Origin of the sequence: Nocardia sp. bgisy134 (assembly GCF_965341865.1) — a bacterium.
Taxonomy (GTDB): Bacteria; Actinomycetota; Actinomycetes; order Mycobacteriales; family Mycobacteriaceae; genus Nocardia.
The window spans coordinates 61,908-80,562 of the sequence record NZ_CBDQZP010000005.1 but is presented as its reverse complement, the minus strand read 5'-3'; the positions used below and the strand labels follow the sequence as shown (position 1 = coordinate 80,562).

Annotated in this window: 17 protein-coding genes; 9 read left to right on the top strand and 8 right to left on the bottom strand. The window is 69.6% G+C overall.

All coding sequences use genetic code 11. The features are described 5' to 3' along the window. Positions 1-70 precede the first annotated feature (70 nt). Positions 71-871, top strand: a complete 801-nt coding sequence (locus ACRWNM_RS11245; protein ID WP_431966329.1) for a helix-turn-helix domain-containing protein — start codon at positions 71-73, stop codon at positions 869-871. Between the two features lie 52 nt (positions 872-923). Here ACRWNM_RS11245 and ACRWNM_RS11240 read toward each other — a convergent pair whose 3' ends face one another. Then, positions 924-1,673 carry a lysophospholipid acyltransferase family protein gene (locus ACRWNM_RS11240; RefSeq protein ID WP_431966327.1) on the bottom strand — a complete coding sequence of 250 codons (750 nt, stop codon included), beginning with the start codon at positions 1,671-1,673 and terminating at the stop codon, positions 924-926. A gap of 100 nt (positions 1,674-1,773) precedes the next feature. Here ACRWNM_RS11240 and ACRWNM_RS11235 point away from each other — a divergent pair, with 100 nt between their 5' ends. Next, complete coding sequence (locus tag ACRWNM_RS11235) at positions 1,774-2,733, top strand: hypothetical protein (protein WP_431966325.1); 960 nt, start codon at positions 1,774-1,776, stop codon at positions 2,731-2,733. A gap of 185 nt (positions 2,734-2,918) precedes the next feature. Further along, the gene (locus ACRWNM_RS11230; protein WP_431966323.1) at positions 2,919-4,454 is read left to right on the top strand and encodes a Rieske 2Fe-2S domain-containing protein; all 1,536 of its coding nucleotides are present in this window, start codon (positions 2,919-2,921) and stop codon (positions 4,452-4,454) included. A 57-nt stretch (positions 4,455-4,511) separates the two neighbouring features. On the opposite strand, the gene ACRWNM_RS11225 is transcribed toward ACRWNM_RS11230, so the two are convergent. From ACRWNM_RS11225 to serS, 6 genes are all read right to left on the bottom strand, one after another. Then, a complete protein-coding gene (locus ACRWNM_RS11225; protein ID WP_431966321.1) occupies positions 4,512-4,847 on the bottom strand; it encodes a calmodulin in 336 nt (111 codons plus the stop codon). Positions 4,848-5,008: 161 nt separating this feature from the next. After that, on the bottom strand, positions 5,009-6,040 hold the full coding sequence (locus tag ACRWNM_RS11220) for a MauE/DoxX family redox-associated membrane protein (RefSeq protein WP_431966319.1): 1,032 nt from the start codon (positions 6,038-6,040) through the stop codon (positions 5,009-5,011). A 212-nt stretch (positions 6,041-6,252) separates the two neighbouring features. Beyond that, positions 6,253-7,251 (bottom strand): DMT family transporter, encoded by a 999-nt coding sequence (locus ACRWNM_RS11215; protein WP_431966317.1) that lies wholly within the window; start codon positions 7,249-7,251, stop codon positions 6,253-6,255. A gap of 37 nt (positions 7,252-7,288) precedes the next feature. Beyond that, the gene (locus tag ACRWNM_RS11210; protein ID WP_431966312.1) at positions 7,289-8,587 is read right to left on the bottom strand and encodes an MFS transporter; all 1,299 of its coding nucleotides are present in this window, start codon (positions 8,585-8,587) and stop codon (positions 7,289-7,291) included. A gap of 155 nt (positions 8,588-8,742) precedes the next feature. Next, positions 8,743-10,593: a putative bifunctional diguanylate cyclase/phosphodiesterase gene (locus tag ACRWNM_RS11205; RefSeq protein ID WP_431966310.1), complete on the bottom strand. Its 1,851-nt coding sequence runs from the start codon at positions 10,591-10,593 to the stop codon at positions 8,743-8,745. Positions 10,594-10,677: 84 nt separating this feature from the next. Next, on the bottom strand, positions 10,678-11,940 hold the full coding sequence (gene serS / locus ACRWNM_RS11200; RefSeq protein WP_431966308.1) for a serine--tRNA ligase: 1,263 nt from the start codon (positions 11,938-11,940) through the stop codon (positions 10,678-10,680). A gap of 161 nt (positions 11,941-12,101) precedes the next feature. Between serS and ACRWNM_RS11195 the strand changes: the two genes are divergently transcribed. The 6 genes from ACRWNM_RS11195 to ACRWNM_RS11170 all read left to right on the top strand — a co-directional run bounded on the left by ACRWNM_RS11195 (position 12,102) and on the right by ACRWNM_RS11170 (position 17,916). Beyond that, complete coding sequence (locus ACRWNM_RS11195; protein WP_431966306.1) at positions 12,102-13,802, top strand: aldehyde dehydrogenase family protein; 1,701 nt, start codon at positions 12,102-12,104, stop codon at positions 13,800-13,802. Between the two features lie 60 nt (positions 13,803-13,862). Continuing rightward, positions 13,863-15,011 carry a septum formation family protein gene (locus ACRWNM_RS11190; protein WP_431966304.1) on the top strand — a complete coding sequence of 383 codons (1,149 nt, stop codon included), beginning with the start codon at positions 13,863-13,865 and terminating at the stop codon, positions 15,009-15,011. A 13-nt stretch (positions 15,012-15,024) separates the two neighbouring features. Beyond that, positions 15,025-15,375, top strand: a complete 351-nt coding sequence (locus ACRWNM_RS11185; RefSeq protein WP_431966302.1) for a metallopeptidase family protein — start codon at positions 15,025-15,027, stop codon at positions 15,373-15,375. A 192-nt stretch (positions 15,376-15,567) separates the two neighbouring features. Next, positions 15,568-15,891, top strand: coding sequence for a PE family protein (locus ACRWNM_RS11180; protein WP_431966300.1), 324 nt, complete (start codon positions 15,568-15,570; stop codon positions 15,889-15,891). 34 nt (positions 15,892-15,925) lie between these two features. Further along, entirely contained in the window at positions 15,926-17,086 is a 1,161-nt protein-coding gene (locus ACRWNM_RS11175; RefSeq protein WP_431966298.1) for a PPE domain-containing protein, read from the top strand. Continuing rightward, positions 17,083-17,916: an ESX secretion-associated protein EspG gene (locus ACRWNM_RS11170; protein ID WP_431966296.1), complete on the top strand. Its 834-nt coding sequence runs from the start codon at positions 17,083-17,085 to the stop codon at positions 17,914-17,916. Before ACRWNM_RS11175 ends, ACRWNM_RS11170 begins: the two co-directional genes overlap by 4 nt. Before the next feature lie 70 nt (positions 17,917-17,986). Here the strand turns inward: ACRWNM_RS11170 and ACRWNM_RS11165 are convergent, their stop codons facing one another. Continuing rightward, complete coding sequence (locus ACRWNM_RS11165) at positions 17,987-18,652, bottom strand: histidine phosphatase family protein (RefSeq protein ID WP_431966773.1); 666 nt, start codon at positions 18,650-18,652, stop codon at positions 17,987-17,989. Positions 18,653-18,655: the final 3 nt, after the last annotated feature.

The window sequence follows — 18,655 nt, the reverse complement described above, 5'->3', positions numbered from 1 at the left end:
GTGCTCAGGCCGTCGCTTATAGGAAGTTTCGGCACAACCGCCGGGCGCGAAAGTGCCTAGAGTCGATGCGGTGCAGACCACGCCCGTCCGAACCGCCGAGCGCCTCGAGTCCACCGAGCGCGCACCGGAATCGCTGCGCCCGTGGCTCACCGAGCTGGGCCGGATTCCCTTGGTGCGGGACCTGTCCGAACCGTTCGCACACATCCCGCACACCGCGACCACCATCGTGCTGCGCACCGAGCAAGCCGGACGACGCGAGGCGCTGGTACTCGGCCCGCGCACCAGGGCAACGTATTCGGCCGCGAAAGCGCCCGCGAGCTGTGTCCGGCTGCGCCTGGCTCCCGGCGCGGCCCACCCGATGCTCGGCGTCGCCGCGAGCGAACTCACCGACCGGGCCGTGCGGCTCGCCGACCTGCCTGGCCCCGCGGCCGAACTCGCGGACGCGCTCGCCGACCTACCCCACGACGACATCCTCGCCTTCCTGGAAGACGAACTACCGCAGCGCCTTTCCGAAGACGCCACGCAACGCGCACACCGCGACCTGCTGGCCAAGGCCGCCGTCGCCCTCGCCGAACCGGCCGGACGACCGATCCCGGCGCTGGCCGCCGACCTCGCGGTCAGCGAGCGCCAGTTGCGCAACCTGTTCAGCAGCGGGATCGGGTTGTCGCCCAAGCATTTCGCCCGCATAGACCGGGTCCGTCAGGTCCTCGCCCACGCGGGAATCAGCCCGTGGTCGCGGATCGCGGCCGACAACGGTTACTACGACCAGTCCCACCTGACCGCCGATTTCCGCACCCTGATGGGCGTGTCGCCGGGCAAGTTCTTCCGCGGCCACCTGCCGGCCGCCACACCGTGCCAGGTGACGGCCTGACGACCGCACGCAAAAGCCATCGGGCACAGCGACCCCAATGACCTGTTGAGGATCAGTCGGCGCGACTGGCCCGGCGGGCCGCCTTCTCGGCCGCTTCGGCGGCGTCCATGGCGTCGGCCTGTTCGAGCGTCGGGGCGCCGCCGCCGAGGCGGGCGGGCACCCAGTAGGCGCCTGGCTCGTGCGTGTATCCGTCCTGCACCTCGAGCAGCATCCGCTGCATGGTGGCGCGTAGCTCGGCGGTCAGGTCGGCGGCGGGCTCGTACGGCTGGATGGGCTTGCCGACCAGAATCGAGATCGGAGTGTTGGTGCGACCCAACCGCTTCGGGAAGCCCTTGGTCCACACTCGCTGCGCGCCCCAGATGACGATCGGGATGATCGGCACGTCTGCCTCGATGGCCATCCGCGCGGCACCGGACTTGAAGTCCTTGATCTCGAAGCTGCGGCTGATGGTGGCCTCCGGGTACACGCCGACCAGTTCGCCGCGCCGCAGGTAGTCCACCGCGGCCTTGTAGGAGTCGGCGCCCGCCCCACGGTCCACCGGAATGTGCTTGAGCGACCGCATGATCGGGCCGGAGATGTTGTTGTCGAAGACTTCCTTCTTCGCCATGAACCGCACGTAGCGCTTGGGCGTGCGCACCGGCAGACCGGCGTAGGTGAAGTCCATGTAGCCGGTGTGATTGACCGCGACGACGGCGCCACCGGTCGCGGGGATGTGTTCATCGCCCTTGACGGTGAACTTCAGACCTTGCACGAAGAAGACGGTTCGGGCCAGCCCGATGATCGTCCGGTAGACGGGTTCCACAATTCCGCTAGCGTAGTCGCAGACTTTCCCATCCGGCAGTGGCGAAACGCCCACCGGATCCGGGATCCGCCCCGATCGGCTCAGAAAGAGGATCGTCGAAGTGGAACGCGCCCGACTGCTGGCGTATAGCGACCGGACTATCAGGAACGCAGGCGACCCCACCGCATCGAGCAAGAGTTCCGCGGCGCCGCCTGGCCCGGCTCTCCGGCGCGGGTATCGCGGGGCACTGATCGGCATGGCGCTCGGCGGCGCACTCCTGCTGACCGGTTGCGACTCGGTCTCGGGCATCCCGGGCGACGACCCCGCGCCCGCCAAGGCAGCGACGACGCCGCCCGCTGCGATTCCCTCGGCGCCGCCCGCTACCGCGGCCACCAGCACGCTCGCGGCGCCGCCCGCCGACGCGCCCGAGGTCGGCGCGGTGCCCGGCGTGCCGGAGGCCGCGGTAGCGCTGCGGCACTGGGCCGCCGACCTGAAGTCGGACACCATCGCGGAACTACAGGACAAGTGCTGGGCCATGGCTCCCGGCAACGTCGCCGAGATGTACGAGGACAAGCAGACCATCCTCGCCACCATCGCCCAGCCCGGCACGGCGACCGCGAGCACCGTCACCTGGAAGAGCCGCAGCGCGACCGTCACCGTGGAGCGCGACGCGATCGCGACCGGTTACACCTGTCCGCGGGTCTTCCCGGCGGGCACGGAGATCGGCTACAACGACGCCGACGCCCGCCACACCGTGCGCCGCTACCTCGCCCGCTTCGTCGGCGAACCGCTCGACCCGGCCGACAAGGAAGGCGACTACCCACTGATCTGCAAGGCCAGCCCGGCCGAGTGGGACCCGAAGGGCACCGGAAGCCCGACCCCGCCGCCGCTGGCGAACAACCCCGGCAAGCTGACCGGCGCGACCGACTTCGCAGGTCAGCAGATCAGCTCCGACCGCATCGGCGACGGCTACCTCACCGTGGAGGTGCCGGTCACCAACTCCTCCGGCGTCACGCAGGTTCGCACGTTCACGCTGACCGAGAGCGACGAGGGGTACTGCATCGGCGATGTCTCGCCGTAGCGGGCACCGTGAGCATCGTCATGTGAACGCAGCTACTAACCTGGTTGCCTGATAACGCCCATCTGGCGCGGCGCACGGTCGGAGCGCAGCCGGAGGTACGCCCGATGGTGCCGCCGGACGAAGTCCGTCCATCGCTCAGCGCACCGCCGGAGCGCAGGCGGAGGTACGCGTAGGAGGAACAGCTCGTGCAGATCACCAGCGTCGGACACGCCGGATTCCACATTCGAACCGCAGCCGGAACGATCCTTTGCGATCCCTGGGTCAACCCCGCGTACTTCGCCTCGTGGGTCCCGTTCCCCGACAACACCCAGCTGGACTGGGACGAGCTGGGCAACTGCGATTTCCTCTACGTCTCGCACCTGCATCGCGACCACTTCGACGCGGAGCACCTGGCGAAGCACGTCAGCAAGGACGCGACCGTGCTGCTGCCGGACTACCCGGTGCCGGATCTGCGCCGCGAGCTGGAGAAGCTCGGCTTCCACAAGTTCGTCGAGACCGAGGACTCGGTCAAGCACACCGTGACCGGTCCCGGCGGCGAGCTGGACGTCATGATCATCGCCCTGCGCGCGCCCGCCGACGGGCCGATCGGCGACTCGGGTCTGGTGGTCTCCGACGGTGAGACCGTCTGTTTCAACATGAACGACGCCCGCCCGGTGGACATGGACGTGCTGCACGACGCGTTCGGCCACGTCGACATCCATCTGCTCCAGTACTCGGGCGCCATCTGGTACCCGATGGTCTACGACATCCCGGCGCGCACCAAGTCCAACTTCGGCAAGCAGAAGCGTCAGCGCGGCATGGACCGGGCGCGCAGCTACATCGAGCAGGTCGGCGCGACCTGGGTGGTGCCCTCGGCGGGTCCGCCGGTGTTCCTCGACTCGGAGCTGCGTTACCTCAACGACGACCGCGGCGACGAGGGCAACATCTTCCCGGACCAGATGGTGTTCCTGGAGCAGATGGAGATCCACGGCAACGAGGGCGGGATCCTGATGATCCCCGGCTCGGTCGCCGACGTGCGCGGCAAGGAACTGTCGCTGACGCACCCGTTCGATCCGGCCGAGATCTACGCCGACAAGGCGGGGTACATCGAGCGGATGGCCGAGCGGTTCGCCCCGGCGCTGGAGGCCGAGAAAGCCTCGTGGGCGAAGGGCGACGGCCCGCTGCTCGAGCCGCTGCGGAAGCTGTTCGAGCCGATCATGGCGCAGAGCGATCTGATCTGCGACGGCATCGGCTACCCCGTCGGCCTGGTGCTCGGCGAGGAGACCGTGGTGCTCGACTTCCCGAAGCGGACGGTGCGCGCGCCCATCGAGGGCGAGGGCAAGTACCGCTACGGGTTCCGCGTCGCGCCGGAGCTGGTGCAGACGGTGCTGCGCGACAACGAGCCGGACTGGGTGAACACCATCTTCCTGTCCACCCGATTCCAGGCGTGGCGGATCGGCGGCTACAACGAGTTTCTCTACACGTTCTTCAAGTGCCTCACCGACGAGCGCATCGCCTACGCCGACGGCTGGTTCTCCGAGGCGCACGACGATTCGGCCTCGACCGAGATCGCGGGCTGGGAGGTGCAGCGCAGGTGCCCGCACCTGAAGGCCGATCTGTCCAAGTTCGGCGTGGTGGAGGGCAACAACCTCACCTGCAACCTGCACGGCTGGCAGTGGGATCTGGAGTCGGGCCGGTGCAAGACCTCGAAGGGGCACGAGCTGCGCTCGCGCAAGCTCTGAGTTCGACGAACCCCGGCCGGCGCGCACGGCCGGGGTCTGCCGCGGTGGTGCCGTCGATCAGCGGATTTCCCTGGTGAGCCTGGACGACCACGGGCACCAGAAACAACCGGGCAGGAAGGCGCCGCACGCCTCGTCGAGGTGATCCTCGACGTAGTAGATGGCCGAGTCACAGACCTCGATCGCCATGGTGAAGAAGGTGATCGTGTCGGGATCGAGGTGGAAGCTCCAGCCCGGGTTGTAGTCGACTGGCTGCTTCCTGATTCGGCCCATGACGTGGACCGACATCTTTTCCTCGCCGGACAGGATCCGGCGCGCCTCTTCGATGCGCTGCTCGTTGGTCAGCCGGATGATGAATTCCTTGCCGGAGTAATCGGTGAATGCAAAGTCCGCCATGACATCTCCCCTGCTGAAAGTAGTGGATGGGTCGCGCGCGGTTGCTACATCGATGCTTCACGATCCTAGCTACCAATAGGCAACTATGTCACGAAATGCTCTGCGCGCCAATCGATTTGAACCACAGGTTGGTTTTTCCCCGAGGAAACCAGGCCGACCGGTCAGCGCGGGCCGCGCATGGCAGCCTGATGACCGTTGCTTCGAGAGGAAAGCTGAGTTCGGACGGATTTTCTGGCGAGAATCAGCTCGCGGATCGCGATAGCGCCCCGCGCGACGGGCGCGGCGACCCGTCCGTCGGCGTCGATCAGCACGGCCGACGGTGTACCGCGGACGCGGTAGCGCAGCGCTGCCTCGTTGCCCTGCTGAACCAGCGAAGGGATGTCGCCGAGCTCCTGTTCGACGCCCCAGGCGGCCTGCTCCGCGGCGTCCCCGTTCCCGACGGCCACCATGGTCAGATCGACGCGCGACCGCCATCGCGGCAACTCCCGCGCCAGCGCGGCACACAGCTCGCAACCCGGATGCACAAACACCAGCAGCACGGCTCGGCCCGCCGCGAGCAGGTCGGCCAGGCTGGTGCGCGTGTTCGCGACGTCGAGCAGATCGAACTCCGGCGCGACCGAACCCACCGGCAAGCCCTCGGCGCCCAGCGTCGAGAGCGCCTGCTCGTCGAGCCTGCGACGCAGCGCGCCGACCTGGCCGATCAGCCACGCCAGCACCCCGCACAGCACCGCGACGAGCGCGAGTCCGGTGGCGGTGTCGGCGGGCAATCCGGCGGGAACCGAAGGACGGGCGAACGCGCCCCACAGGACCAGGGCCGCGAGCAGCATCAGCACACCGTTGCGCGCGATGCTGCGCGCACCGATCGGCGTCGCGCTCGCCGCACCGAAGCACGAGCACGCCGGATGCTTTCCGCGCCGCATCAACCGGACCATCACCGCCGTGAAGACCGTCAGCAGGAGCAGCACGCCGATCGCCGCGGCCGCCACCGTCCACGGCAGGACCACACCCACCGCGAGCACCGCCTCGACGACCGGAAGCCCCCACGCCACGGCAGGCACCCACCGCACCGGCACCTCGAAATCCCCCACCGCCTGCCGCGTCCCCGCACGATCGGCCAGCTTTCCCCAGGCCGACAATCCGAACACCACGGCGAGCGCCAGCCGCGTCACCCACACCCCGTATTCGATCAGCATGGGCCGCACCCTCCCACATCTGCGGTTATTCGAAATCGGAATCGCCGGAAGAGTATTCGAGGTGTTGCGAAGAACTGTTCGGTTCGGGGCGAACGACGACGCTCACGCCCGGGCACGAACAGCCCGTTGCGCGGCGGCTGCGCAGCCCGACGAGGTCATTACCCGAACGGGCGGATCTGTGGGCGTGCGCACCGTCGGCGGGAAGCCGAGGGTCATTGGTCCCCAATCCGGGAATCGGCCGACGTGGATGCGATGCCGGGACGCTGCTTGGCGGCCAGCCCGACCGCGACGAAGGTCAGCAGGCAGCCCAGCACGGACCACGGTGACAGGGCGGGGCCGGTCGGGATGAGCAGGTCGAGGGCGATGGCGGTGGCGAGCTGGCCCGCGACGGAGGTGAGGCCGAGCAGCAGGACTCCGATCCAGCGGACGGTGAGCGCGGCGAGGGCGATGAACGCGACGCCGATCGCGCCGCCCAGGTAGAGCCAGGGTTCGGCGGGGAATTCGCCGAGTCCGCCCGTGCCGGTCAGCAGGGCGGCTTCGATCAGCAGCAAAGCGACGAGCCCGACGGCGAAGTTCACCAGGGCGGCCGAGAACGATCCGCCGACCGCACCGACACGTCCGTTCACGGCCTGCTGCCAGGCCAGGCCGATGCCCGCCAGCGCGGGCAGCGCGATGAGCAGCGCGGACGGGACCGAGCGCAGCGATTCGGGGAGCGCGAGCGCGCCCGGTGCGGCGCCGGAGCGGTCGGCGACGGCGAGGAAGACCGCGCCGACGGCGAGCGCCGCGCCGCCCATCCGCAACGCGGTGATCGGGGTCGAGCCGCTCGGTGCCAGACCGAGCCGGTCGACGACCAGGCTGCTGGACAGCTGCCCCGCGACGACGGCGACGGTGAACGCGGTGACGCCGATCGCCGCGACGGTCAGACCCTGGCAGGCGACGAAGAACGCGCCGAACAACCCGCCCAGCATCTGCCACCGGTGCAGCGTCCGCTCACCGAGCGCCCTGCGCACCGCGCCGAGTCCATCGCGCAGCCGCCCGCTGAGCGCAAAGGCGATCGCGAGCAGGAGCAGCCCGGTCCCGAAACTCACGGTGGCGGCGGCGATGCCATCCTGCAACCGGACACCGAGCGCACCGTTGATCCGGGCCTGCACCGCCACACCCGCGCCGATGCAGAACCCGCACAACAACCCCACCCTCGCCCGCCCGGTCATTTCCGCACCGTACCCGCGGGGCGATCAGCGCCGCCGCTCACGCCTGTCCGGCGACCTCGGCTCGCACCACGTGCCGCGGCAACCAGGCCGGGGTCAGGGCGGCGATGGCGAGCATGACCAGGCCGAGCAGCGCCAAGGTCGCGGCCATCGAGAGCCAGAGCGTCGCCAGCGCGACGAATCCGAAGATCACCAGCGACACCACCTCCGAGAGCAGGCCGGACACCGAGGTGACCGTCGCGCGGGCCGGGCCCTCGATGGCGTCCTGCAACCGGGATTCGGCGACCACCTCGGCATTGAGCACGACACCGTAGCCGAGGCCGATCGCCGTGAAACCGACGCCGGTCAGCAGATACACCGCGTCCGGACGATCGGTGGCCAGACCCGCGATCAACGCGCCGCCGATGAACAGCACACCGCCCACGGCGACGGCCGCCGCGATGACGCGTGCGGACAACCGCGCCGTGCGGCCCGCGAGCAGCGAACCGGTGAGCGAGCCGACGACGGTGAGACCGACGAGCAGCGGCACCACCACGGTCGGCGCGCCCGCCGATTGCGCGAGCAGCGCGAAGTACTCGTCGTAGGCCGTGATACCGAACAGCAGTGCGCCGAGCAGCACACCGTTACGCACCCGGCGCACCCGGATCGCCTCGCCGACGCCGGTGCGCAGCATCGTCACGTATCGGGTGAGCACGCCGGACCGATCGGCGGCCGCGGCCCGAGCCCGTGCGTCGCCGGGCACGACGGGGTGACCCGGTACCGCCGCGACGGCGGCGGGCGCGTCGTCGGTCAGGTCGTCGACCGATGCCGCCTTCGGCGCGCTCGGCAGCGACACCGCGACGAGCACGTGCAACGCCGCGATCGCCACGCTCGACCAGCCGACCAGGGCATACCCACCCCAGGCGTACAGCGGCGTCGCGGCGAGGATCGCCACGACAACGGCGCCCTCCGCGGCCGCGCGGGCGTAGCCCATGATGCGCGGATAGGCGACGGGTTCACCCTTGGCGACCAAGTCGTCATAGATCAGCGCCTCGAAGGTGCCCGACTCCAGGGCGCTCGACACGCCCCACAGCACGAAGCCGATCGCGAATCCGAGATAGGACGGCGCGACGGTCCACCACGTGAAGGCCGCGAGCACCAGCGCACCGCTGACGATGAGCAGGTTGCGCCGGGACACCGTGTCGGCCCAGGCGCCCGACGGCACCTCGAGCACGAACGCGGTCACCGACCACAGGGCGAGCAGCGAGGAGATCTGCGCGGTGTTCAGGCCGTGTTCGGCGAACAGCAGCGCGTACAGCGCGTAGAGCGGGATGAGATCGCGCGAGCCCCTGAACAGCACCGCACGTACGGTGAGACCACGGACGCCGTGATCACGACCCCGTCGCGTGGAGGGTGCGCGGGAAGCTCAATAGCCATTGATGATCAAGCGCATGCCCTTCAGCTTCGACGCACGGGCGCGGCCTCGTCAAGCGATTTTCCGCGCCCGCGGGCGAGTCAGCCGAGCGGCAGCCAACCGTTGGCCGCGGGCATGGAGTCGTCGCCGATCTCCCGGTCGGACAGCCCGGCTCCGATACGGCCCTGCCCGTCGTTCAGGTCGTTGATCAGATCCGATACCGGATGCGAATCGCTGTAGTGGTAGCCCTGGGCGAGCGCGAAACCGAGTTCGGTCAGCACCGCCGCCTGGTACTCGGTCTCCACGCCCTCGGCGATGACCTGCAGGTCGAGCGCGCTGCTGAGGGCGGCGATCACGCCGAGTAGCGGCGGCGCGGGCGAATCCGAGCGGATGGCGGCCACGAAGGACTGGTCGACCTTCAGGATGTCGCTCGGCAGGGTGGCCAAGCGGCTGAGTGAGGAGTAGCCGGTGCCGAAGTCGTCGATGGCGATGCGCACGCCCCGGTCGCGCAGCGTGTGCAGATTCGCGATCGCGGTCTGCGATTCGGCGGCCAGCTCGCTCTCGGTGACCTCGAGGACCAGCTGGTCGGCGGGCCACCCGGTGCTCGCCAGAATGTCGGACACCCGATCGGCGTAACCGGACTCGGCCAGTTCCAGCCCGCTGACATTGACGTTGAGCGTCAGGTCCAGCTGCGCGAAGGTCTCCTGCAACCGGGCCGCGTCGGCGCAGGCGCGGCGCAGCACCAGTTCGTCCAGATCGGAGATGAGGTCGTATTCCTCCGCGACCCGGATGAGCCCCTCGGTGGTGACGTCCGGCTGCGCGCTCGACGACCAGCGCAGCAGCGCTTCTACGCCGACCGCCTTGCCGCCGCCCTCGCTCAGGCTGACGATCGGCTGGTAGTGCACGTCCAGCGCGCCGCGATCGATGGCCTCGCGCAGTTCGACGGCCAGCGGCAGCTGCCGGGAGGACTCGAGCACCGTCCGGTTGCGACCGGCCTGCTTCGCGCGGTACAGACCGACGTCGGCGCGGCTCACCAGCAGCGAACCGGACTCGCCCGGCTGCCATGAGGTGACGCCCGCCGAACAACCGGTGGTGACGGCCGCCCGCAGCTGCTCGGTGAGCAGGATCGCGGCCTGTTCGGTGGTGTTCGGCAGCAGCAGGGCGAAGGCGTCGCCGCCGTAGCGGGCCAGCCGCTGCTCGGGGGCGAGCAGCTTGGACCAGGTGTCGGCCACCCGCTGCAGGACCGCGTCGCCCGCACGGTGGCCGAGGTGATCGTTGATCTTCTGGAAGCGGTCGAGATCGACAAGCACCAGCGACAGACCCTGCCCGGCGCGGGTGGCCTGCTCGATCGCGGTGTTCAGCGCGCGGTCGAAACCGCGGCGGTTCAACAAGCCGGTGAGCACGTCGATATCGGCTTCCGAGGCCATCCTGGTCAGGATGCCGACGACGACGCCGACGCCGAACGTCACGCCCGCCGGGATCAGACCCGACCACCAGGGCAGGTCGCGCGCGGGCAGCGCCCACAGACACAGCGCCATGGCGAAGGCGATGTGTGCCATCGCTTGCGGCCAGCGGAAGAACAGGGCCGCATCGCAGGCGATGAAGACATAGAACGAGGCCAGGCTGATGCCGCCGACGGTGTTCGGGAACGAGTGCACCGCGATCGTCACCAGCACGGTCGCGATCGCGACGTAGCCGTGGTGGATGGAATGCGGCAGTCGCGGACCCCACGCGAGCAGCGTCAGACCCAGCGCCAGCGCGATCGCCGCCGCTGTGCCGACCAGTGGTCGATTACCCTCGTCACCCGGTGCGATGGCCGTGATCACCAGACCAAGCACACCACCCATGACGTAGAACGCCCCGGTGGTCCGAGCCATGACCATTGCCGTCGCCAGCGCCGATGCCGCCCGCACCCGGGTTCGGGTATCGCCGCGCGCCCCGATTCCTCGCACGGGGAACAGCCTAGACACAACGCATCTCACTGGTTGCCACATCCCCGGAATCCGGGCATGGCGAACCAGTGGCTATCGCCCTGGTCAGCGCGCGGGTCGCAGTACCTCGGTACCGACGAACGGGACGAGCGCCTCGGGCACCCGCACCGAACCGTCGGCCTGCTGGTGGTTCTCCAGCAGCGCGACGATCCACCTGGTGGTCGCGAGTGTGCCGTTCAGAGTGGCTGCGATCTGCGGTTTTCCGTTCTCGTCGCGGTAGCGCACGGCGAGACGGCGGGCCTGGAAAGTGGTGCAGTTGGAGGTCGAGGTGAGTTCACGGTAGGTCCGCTGGCTCGGCACCCAGCCCTCGCAGTCGAACTTGCGCGCCGCCGAGCTGCCCAGATCACCCGCCGCGACATCGATGATGCGGTAGGGCACCTCGATGGCCGCGAGCATCTCCCGCTCCCAGGCGAGCAGGCGCCGGTGCTCGGCGTCGGCCTCCTGCGGCGTGGTGTAGACGAACATCTCGACCTTGTCGAACTGGTGCACCCGGATGATGCCGCGGGTGTCCTTGCCGTAGCTGCCCGCCTCGCGACGGAAGCACGACGACCAGCCCACATACCGCTTGGCGCCGTCACCGAGATCGAGGATCTCCCCTGAGTGGTAGCCGGCCAGCGGCACCTCCGAGGTGCCGACCAGGTACAGGTCGTCGTCGGCCAGGTGGTAGACCTCCGCCGAGTGCTGGCCGAGGAAGCCGGTGCCCGCCATGATCTCCGGGCGCACCAGCACCGGCGGAATCATCATGGTGAAGCCGTTGGCGACGGCCTTCTGCGCGGCCAGCTGGAGCAGGCCGAGCTGCAACAGCGCTCCGTAGCCGGTGAGGAAGTAGAACCGCGCGCCCGACACCTTGGCGCCGCGCTCCATGTCGATCACGCCGAGCGCCTCGCCGAGCTCCAGGTGGTCCTTCGGCTCGAAGTCGAATTCGGGTGGCGTTCCGACCGTTTCGAGGACGACGTAATCGTCCTCGCCGCCCGCGGGCGCGCCGTCCTGCACGACGTTCGAGATCGCGCGGTGCGCGGCGTCCAGATCGGCGTCGGCGGCGTGCTGGGCCGCCTCGGCCTCCTTGACCTTCACCGACATCTCCTGCGCCTGCGCGAGCAGCGTCGGGCGCTCCTCCCTGGACGCCTTGCCGACCAGCTTGCCCATCGCCTTGTGCTCGGCGCGCAGGTTGTCGGCGGTGGCGACCGCGGCGCGGCGCGCGGCGTCCGCCTCCAAGAGGGCGTCGACGAGGGCGGGGTCTTCGCCGCGGGCGCGCTGCGAGGCGCGTACCGCGTCGGGGTCTTCCCGCAGGAGTCGGAGGTCGATCATGGGCTATCAGCCTAGTCGGCGGGCCGTCGGCGTTTCACCCCGATATCGGTCTGCCGGTCCCGGCGGCCGGATCGGGCGCGCGTGCCCGCCCCTGCTGACCCGTTTGCGCCGATCTGTCCAGTTCCTGGCCGCGCGGGGCATGGTGCGCGCATAGTTGGCTTGTGGGCACGACTTTCGACGAGACGACCATCGACAACGCCCTTGCCGACCTGTCCGCGGGCGAGAAGACCTGGGCCGCGACTCCGCTGCGCAAGCGCAGGGAACTGCTCGACGAGATCCACAAACGCACCGGCCGCTTCGCCGGTGACTGGGTGCGGGCCGCGCGCACCGTCAAGGACCTCGACGCGGACTCCCCGCTGGTCGGCGAGGAGTGGATGTCGGGCCCGATGGCGCTCCTGCAGGCCACCGCCGCCCTCTCGGCCACCCTGGCGAAGCTGGAGGCTGGGCGCAGCCCGCTGGACGGCGTCCGGCTGGGCACCGCGCTCGGCGACCGGGTCACTGTGCCGATCCTGCCTTCGGACGCCTACGACCGGCTGCTGCTGAGCGGTTTCCGCGGCGAGGTCTGGCTGCGGCCCGGAGTCGACGCCGACACCGCCCGCCGCCGCGCCGGACTGGGCCAGCTGGACCCCGCCGCGACCGGCGGCATCGGCGTGGTGCTCGGCGCGGGCAACATCACCTCGATCCCGCCGCTGGACGCGCTCTACGAGCTGTACGCGCACAACCGCGTCGTCGCGCTCAAGCTCAACCCGATCACCGATCCGCTGTTCACGGTGTTCGAGATGGTCTTCGCGCCGTTCATCGAGCTCGGCGTGCTGCGGATCCTGCTCGGCGGCGCGGAGGCGGGCGGCTACCTGGTACGCCATCCCGACGTCGCGCACGTGCACATGACCGGCAGCGCCAACACCCACGACGCGATCGTCTGGGGGCGGGGCGCCGAGGGCACGGCGAACCGGCGCGCGGGCACGCCGCTGCTGGACAAGCCGATCACCAGCGAGCTCGGCGGCGTCTCCCCCACCATCGTGGTCCCCGGCAACTGGTCCGACGCGGACCTGAGCTTCCAGGCCGAGCACCTCGCGACCCAGCGGCTGCACAACGGCGGCTACAACTGCGTGGCCGCGCAGGCCGTGGTGCTCGGCGCGGACTGGCCGCAGAAGGACCGCTTCCTCGACGAGCTGCGCACCGCGCTCGAGCTGGCGCCGCAGCGCGCGGCCTACTACCCGGGCAGCGACGCCCGCGTCGCCGACGCGCTCGCCTCGTACCCGGAGGCGGAGCGGCTCGGCCAGGGCCGGGTGCTGATCGACGGTCTGCCGTCCGCCGAAACGCCGCTGTTGCGCACCGAGTACTTCTCTCCGGTGCTCGGCGTGGTCGAGCTGCCCGGGCGCGGCGGCGAATTCCTCCAGCGCGCGGTGGATTTCGCCAACGCCGAACTGACCGGAACGCTCGGCGCGAACGTGCTCGCCGATCCCACGACCATCGGCAGGCTCGGTATCTCCTTCGAACGCGCGGTGGAGCGCCTGCGCTACGGCACCGTCGCCGTGAACACGTGGACCGGCCTGGCCTTCCTGTCGCCGCGCGCGACATGGGGCGCGTTCCCCGGCCACACCCTCGACGACGTGCAGAGCGGAATCGGCGTGGTGCACAACGCCTTCCTGCTCGACGAGGTGGAGCGCACGGTGGTGCGCGGGCCGTTCCGTCCCGCGCCGCGTTCGCTGCTCGGCGGCGAGCTCGCCCTCTCCCCCAAGCCGCCGTGGTTCGTCGGCAACGACACCGCCGCCGTGACGGGCCGCAAGCTCACCGAGTTCTACGCCGATCGCAATCCGGCACGGCTGCCCGGCCTGTTCCTGTCCGCGTTCCGCGGGTGAACGCGCGGATTCGGGCAGGTCGTGGCACCGGAGGGCGGACAGCTGCCATGATGGATCGCGATGTCCTCCGATGATGTGTCTCAGACTCCGCACTCCGAGCAGTCGCCGACGGGTGCATCGGCGCGCTCGGGTTCGTTCCCTCGATCCCTCACGTCCGCGCGCGGCGCGCTCGCCGAGGGCGGCGGGCTGCACCTGTCGGCGCCGACGCTGCGCTGGGGTCTGCTCGCCGTCGCCGCGGGCGCCGTCGTCGCGGCCCTGGTCACCTTGTTCGTGACCGGCTTCGACAACGAGGCGGGCCTCGAGGCGCACAACCCCGGCGCGCCCGCGCAAACGGTGCTGGACAAGGAGTTCGGCACCGCGGCCGAGGGCGACTGCCTGAGCTGGACCAAGCCCGACCGCAGCGACCTGGTGAAGGTGTCCTGCGGTAACCGGCACATGTTCGAGGTCGCCGCCGACATCGACATGAGCAGATACCCCGGCGTGGAATTCGGACCAGGCTCGCGCTTCCCTGATTCGCTGCGGCTCACCGAGCTCAAGGAAGAGCACTGCGTGCCCTCGGTGCAGCAGTACATGAACGGGAAGTTCGATCCGCGCGGGCGCTACGTCGTCGGCCTGATGTACCCGAGCCCGGAGGGCTGGAAGAACGGCGACCGCACCCTGCGCTGCGGCCTCCAGTTCTCGGGCAGCACCGGAACGCCGCTGCCTTCGCAGGGCAGCGCGGCGGAACACGACCAGTCCAGGGTTTTCCAGGCGGGCACCTGCCTCGGCATCAACCAGAACCTGCCGACCGATCCGGTGGACTGCGCGCAGGCGCACGCGGTGGAGATCATCGCGACCGTCGATCTCGGCGCCCATTTCAACGGCGTCCCGCCCGGCAAGGACGAGCAGGACAAGTACGTCGAGGAGGAGTGCGCCAGGGCGGCCACCGACTATCTCGGCTCCCCCGAGGCGATCCGCGACAAGACGCTCACGCTGTTCTTCGACTACGTCGACGCCCGCAGCTGGCTGGCGGGCAGCCGCAAACTGGACTGCATGATCGGGAAGGGCACCGACCGTGAGGGTTTCGCGCCCATCACCGGTACGGCCAGGGGCGAGATCTTGATCAACGGCCAAGCCCCTGTGCCGCCGCCGAATTCGGGTCGCTCCACGCCCACACCGCTGCCCGGCGCTGCTCCGCTGCCGCCGCAGCCCCAGCCGCGGCCCAGGTAGGTCGCGCTCGCCCATGACGGTCTCCATGTCCGAGGACCGGTTCGAGGAACTGGTCTCCGACGCGCTCGATCTGATTCCTGCCGAGCTCGCGCGCGCCATCGATAATGTGGTCGTGCTGATCGAAGCACGCAATATGGAAGACCCGCATTTGCTCGGGCTCTATCACGGAATCGCGTTGACCGAGCGCGACAGTCAATACGGCGGCGCGCTGCCCGACACGGTGACCATCTATCGCGATGCGATTCTGGAGATCTGCGCCGACGAGGAAGAGGTGGTCGAAGAGGTCGCGATCACCGTGATCCACGAGATCGCACACTATTTCGGCATTGACGAAGACCGGTTGCATCAGCTGGGATGGGGCTAGTCTTGACCAAGTCGTCGGTGCGAGCCGCGTCATCCAGAAGGACACGGTACGCAGGGGAGCGCAGGCGGCTGGCAAGATCGCAAAAGAAGTAGGGGATTCGATGGAACCGATCGCGTGGCTGTCGCGTCCTATCACTCGTAGGGGGAATTCTCGTGGTTCCGCCCCATAGCCGCCACTAGAAGGAGTCGAGTAATGGTTGGCCACGTTTCGATCTCGCCCGAGATCATCCTTGCCGCCGCTGCCGAACTGGACTTGCTGGCCGAACGATTGGCCGCCGCCGCGGCGGTCACCGGCCCGGGTACGCACGTCCTTCCGTCCGGCGCGGACGAGGTGTCGCTGCTCGCCGCCCATCACTTCAACAAGGCCGCCGCGACGCACGACGGCTCCGTCGCCCAGGGCATTCTCGAACTGCACCATGCCGCAGCCGTTCTGCGCATGCAGCTCGCCACCCACGTCGCCGAGGACGTGGTGAAGGCAGGAGTGATGCAGGGCGTCGCGGGCACCATCGGCGCCTGATCGCGGACATCGAGACACAAGGGGAGAAACAAGCATGACCGCAGGAATCACCGGGGTGTTCTGGCTGCCCCGCATGGCCGAAACGAATTCCGCGCTGCTCCACTCGGGCGCGCACGCCATCCCGATCTCGGCCGCCGCGACCGCGTGGGGCGGGCTCACCGCGGCGTGGGTCGACGCGACCGCGACCGTCACCCGGGTGATGGCCGAGCTCGGCGTCGGCATGCAGGGCGTGAACGGCATCGCGGCCCTGTCGCGGCTGGTCGGATTCACCGGCTGGGCCGAGCAGCAGGGCGTGATGGCCGCCGCCATGGGATCGAAGGCCGCGGCGAACGCCACCGCCTACACCGTCGCCGCGCTCACGATGCCGAGCCCGCCCGAGATCGTCGCCACCGTCGGCGCCGTCGTCGCCTCGGCGAACCCGCCCGGCGCGGTGTCCGGCGCGCTGGAAGCGGCCGAGGTCGCCAAGCACGCGATGGACATTCGCGCCGCGCTGGTCATGGAGACCTACGAGGCCGCGACCTCGGTGACCGTGTCCACCCCCGGCGAGTTCTACAACCCGCCGCCGATCGCCAACGGCGCGGGCAGTGCCGACCCGGGCGCCGCCGAGTCGTCGTTCCAGGGTGATCCGGTGCAGTCGGCCATCGCGACCGCCGTCTCGGTGGTGAACAACCCGGCCGTGGTCAGCGCCGCGACCCAGGCCGCCAACGTGGCGGGCACCGTCGCCACCGGCGGTGTCAGCACTGTCGGCAACATCGGCGCCAACGCGATCGCGGCGGTCACCAGCGTGGGCGCGCCGAGCGTCGCGCCCGCGGCTCCGGTGACGATGATGGCGGGCGGCATGGCCGGCGTCGGGGCGACCACCGCGGCCACCCGATCGGCGACCTTCGGGTCCGGCGCCGCCGTCAACCTGAACAACGGCTCGCTGAAGCTGCCGGAAGGCTGGGGTTCGGGTCTGCCGAACAACGCGCCCGCCGCGGCTCCGGTGGCCGAGGTCGTCGCCCGGGTCGATGCCGCGCCGGTCCGTCCGGCCACCGGCAACCCGTCCGGAAGCCCGCTGCTCGGGAACACCCGCGGCGCCGAGGACGACGAGTCGGTGCACAAGGGCACGGACTACCTGCGTGGCGATCACTTCACCGACGGCCGTTTCTCCGCCGACGGCGTCATCGGCGCCGACCCCGCCGGGACGGCTAAGTGACGATTCTGGGAGCGGGCCGCGGCCCGTCGATGCTCGAGGGCGTCGTGTTGTCGCTCGACGAGATGCAGTTTCTCCTGGAGAGACTGGAGATCGACGAGCTTCCCGTCGTGCTGCAAGCGATGGGACGCTACGACAACCAGGCCGACCACGACGCCGCGATGGACGTGGCCGCCCAGACGCTCGCCGATCGGGACTTCCTGATCGACGGCATCGTCCACGGGGAGCTCGAGGATCGGCTGCGGACGCTGTACCGGCCGCACTGGGTGCTCGCCCTGCGGTGGGTCGTCGAGGGACAGATCAGCCGGATGTGTCTCGCGAAGGGTGACGACATGGTGGTCGTCGCCCTCCGCGGGCCGGAGTCCTACGTCATCGACGAGGTCGAAGAGGATCTTCCCGGGCCGATCGTCGCGGCGCTCGGCCCGGCCGAGCCGCTCGAGCTGGAGAGCATGAACGCCCAGACCGAGTTGCTCGCCCCGATCTTCGGCGAAACCGGCGACGCCGCGGCGACGGCCAACCGGCTGGCGAAGGTGTGCAACCCGAACCGCGACGTGCAGGTGCTGGCCTCCGCACTGGTCGAAATCCATTCGCACGCGCAGATTTCCGGTGTGGTGTACGGCGACGGCACCCGGGACGTCTCGGACAACCACATCGCGATCTTCAACACTCGCGGCGGCCGGTTCCTGATCACCGCCAGCGTCGCCGACGACGACACCAAGTGGTCGTCGATCAGCTCCGGCACCACGGCGCGACTGCGCACCGCGCTGCTGGACCTGATCAATTCGCTGCCGGAACGGCAGGACTTCCCCCGGTCCGCGGCCAAGCATTCCTGAGGCTCGCAGCACGCTCACACGCCTCGCACAGGCTCTGACCTCTACGAGGCGGTGAAACGGTCTGCGCCGCCTAACCCATCGGATCGTCGGCGGTGGGTGAGACCTCGTAGCCGAAGGGTGGGACGAAGCGGCCCCACCGGATGCAGTCCCAGCCGCCGTCGGGGCGGGGGACCAGCTCGATGGTTTCGGTGTTGTCGAGGTGGTTGTTCGTGGTGAAGGGCGGTGTCACCCCGCTCAGCGTGCGCGCTACGAGTCGCATCGCGGCGCCGTGGTTCACCAGCAGCACATCGCCGCCGCCCGCCTCGGGCAGCAGGAAGGACGTGCGCAGCTTCTCGATGACCGGCAGGAATCGGGCGAGGACGTCCTCGCCGGATTCGCCGCCCGGCACCCGCGGGGACAGATCGCCCTCGTGCCACGCGCGGTAGATGCGCTGGAAGAACCGGTGCGATTCGGGGTCGTTCAGTCCTTCCAGTTCACCGACCTGGACCTCGTGCACGTCATCGAGGACGTCGGCGGTGACGCCCGTCGCCGCCTCGATGTATCCCGCCGTCTGTCTGGCCCGCAGTGCTGCCGAGGAGAGCAGCGCGCGCGGCGGCACGAGCAGGTTCGATCCGAACGTCTTCGCTTGGGCCGCACCGCGTTCGGTCAGCGGCAGCCCGGGAACCTTGGTGTCGAGAATCTTGGCGACGTTGCCTTCGGTCTCCCCGTGCCGGACCAGGATCAGCTTGCCCGCGATCTC

What these genes read in the sequence shown, in the direction of transcription:
- ACRWNM_RS11215 (WP_431966317.1), bottom strand. Translation starts at nt 7,251, where the DNA reads ATGACCGGGCGGGCGAGGGTGGGGTTGTTGTGCGGGTTCTGCATCGGC.
- ACRWNM_RS11180 (WP_431966300.1), top strand. Translation starts at nt 15,568, where the DNA reads ATGGTTGGCCACGTTTCGATCTCGCCCGAGATCATCCTTGCCGCCGCT.
- ACRWNM_RS11190 (WP_431966304.1), top strand. Translation starts at nt 13,863, where the DNA reads ATGTCCTCCGATGATGTGTCTCAGACTCCGCACTCCGAGCAGTCGCCG.
- serS (WP_431966308.1), bottom strand. Translation starts at nt 11,940, where the DNA reads ATGATCGACCTCCGACTCCTGCGGGAAGACCCCGACGCGGTACGCGCC.
- ACRWNM_RS11175 (WP_431966298.1), top strand. Translation starts at nt 15,926, where the DNA reads ATGACCGCAGGAATCACCGGGGTGTTCTGGCTGCCCCGCATGGCCGAA.
- ACRWNM_RS11225 (WP_431966321.1), bottom strand. Translation starts at nt 4,847, where the DNA reads ATGGCGGACTTTGCATTCACCGATTACTCCGGCAAGGAATTCATCATC.
- ACRWNM_RS11220 (WP_431966319.1), bottom strand. Translation starts at nt 6,040, where the DNA reads ATGCTGATCGAATACGGGGTGTGGGTGACGCGGCTGGCGCTCGCCGTG.
- ACRWNM_RS11185 (WP_431966302.1), top strand. Translation starts at nt 15,025, where the DNA reads ATGACGGTCTCCATGTCCGAGGACCGGTTCGAGGAACTGGTCTCCGAC.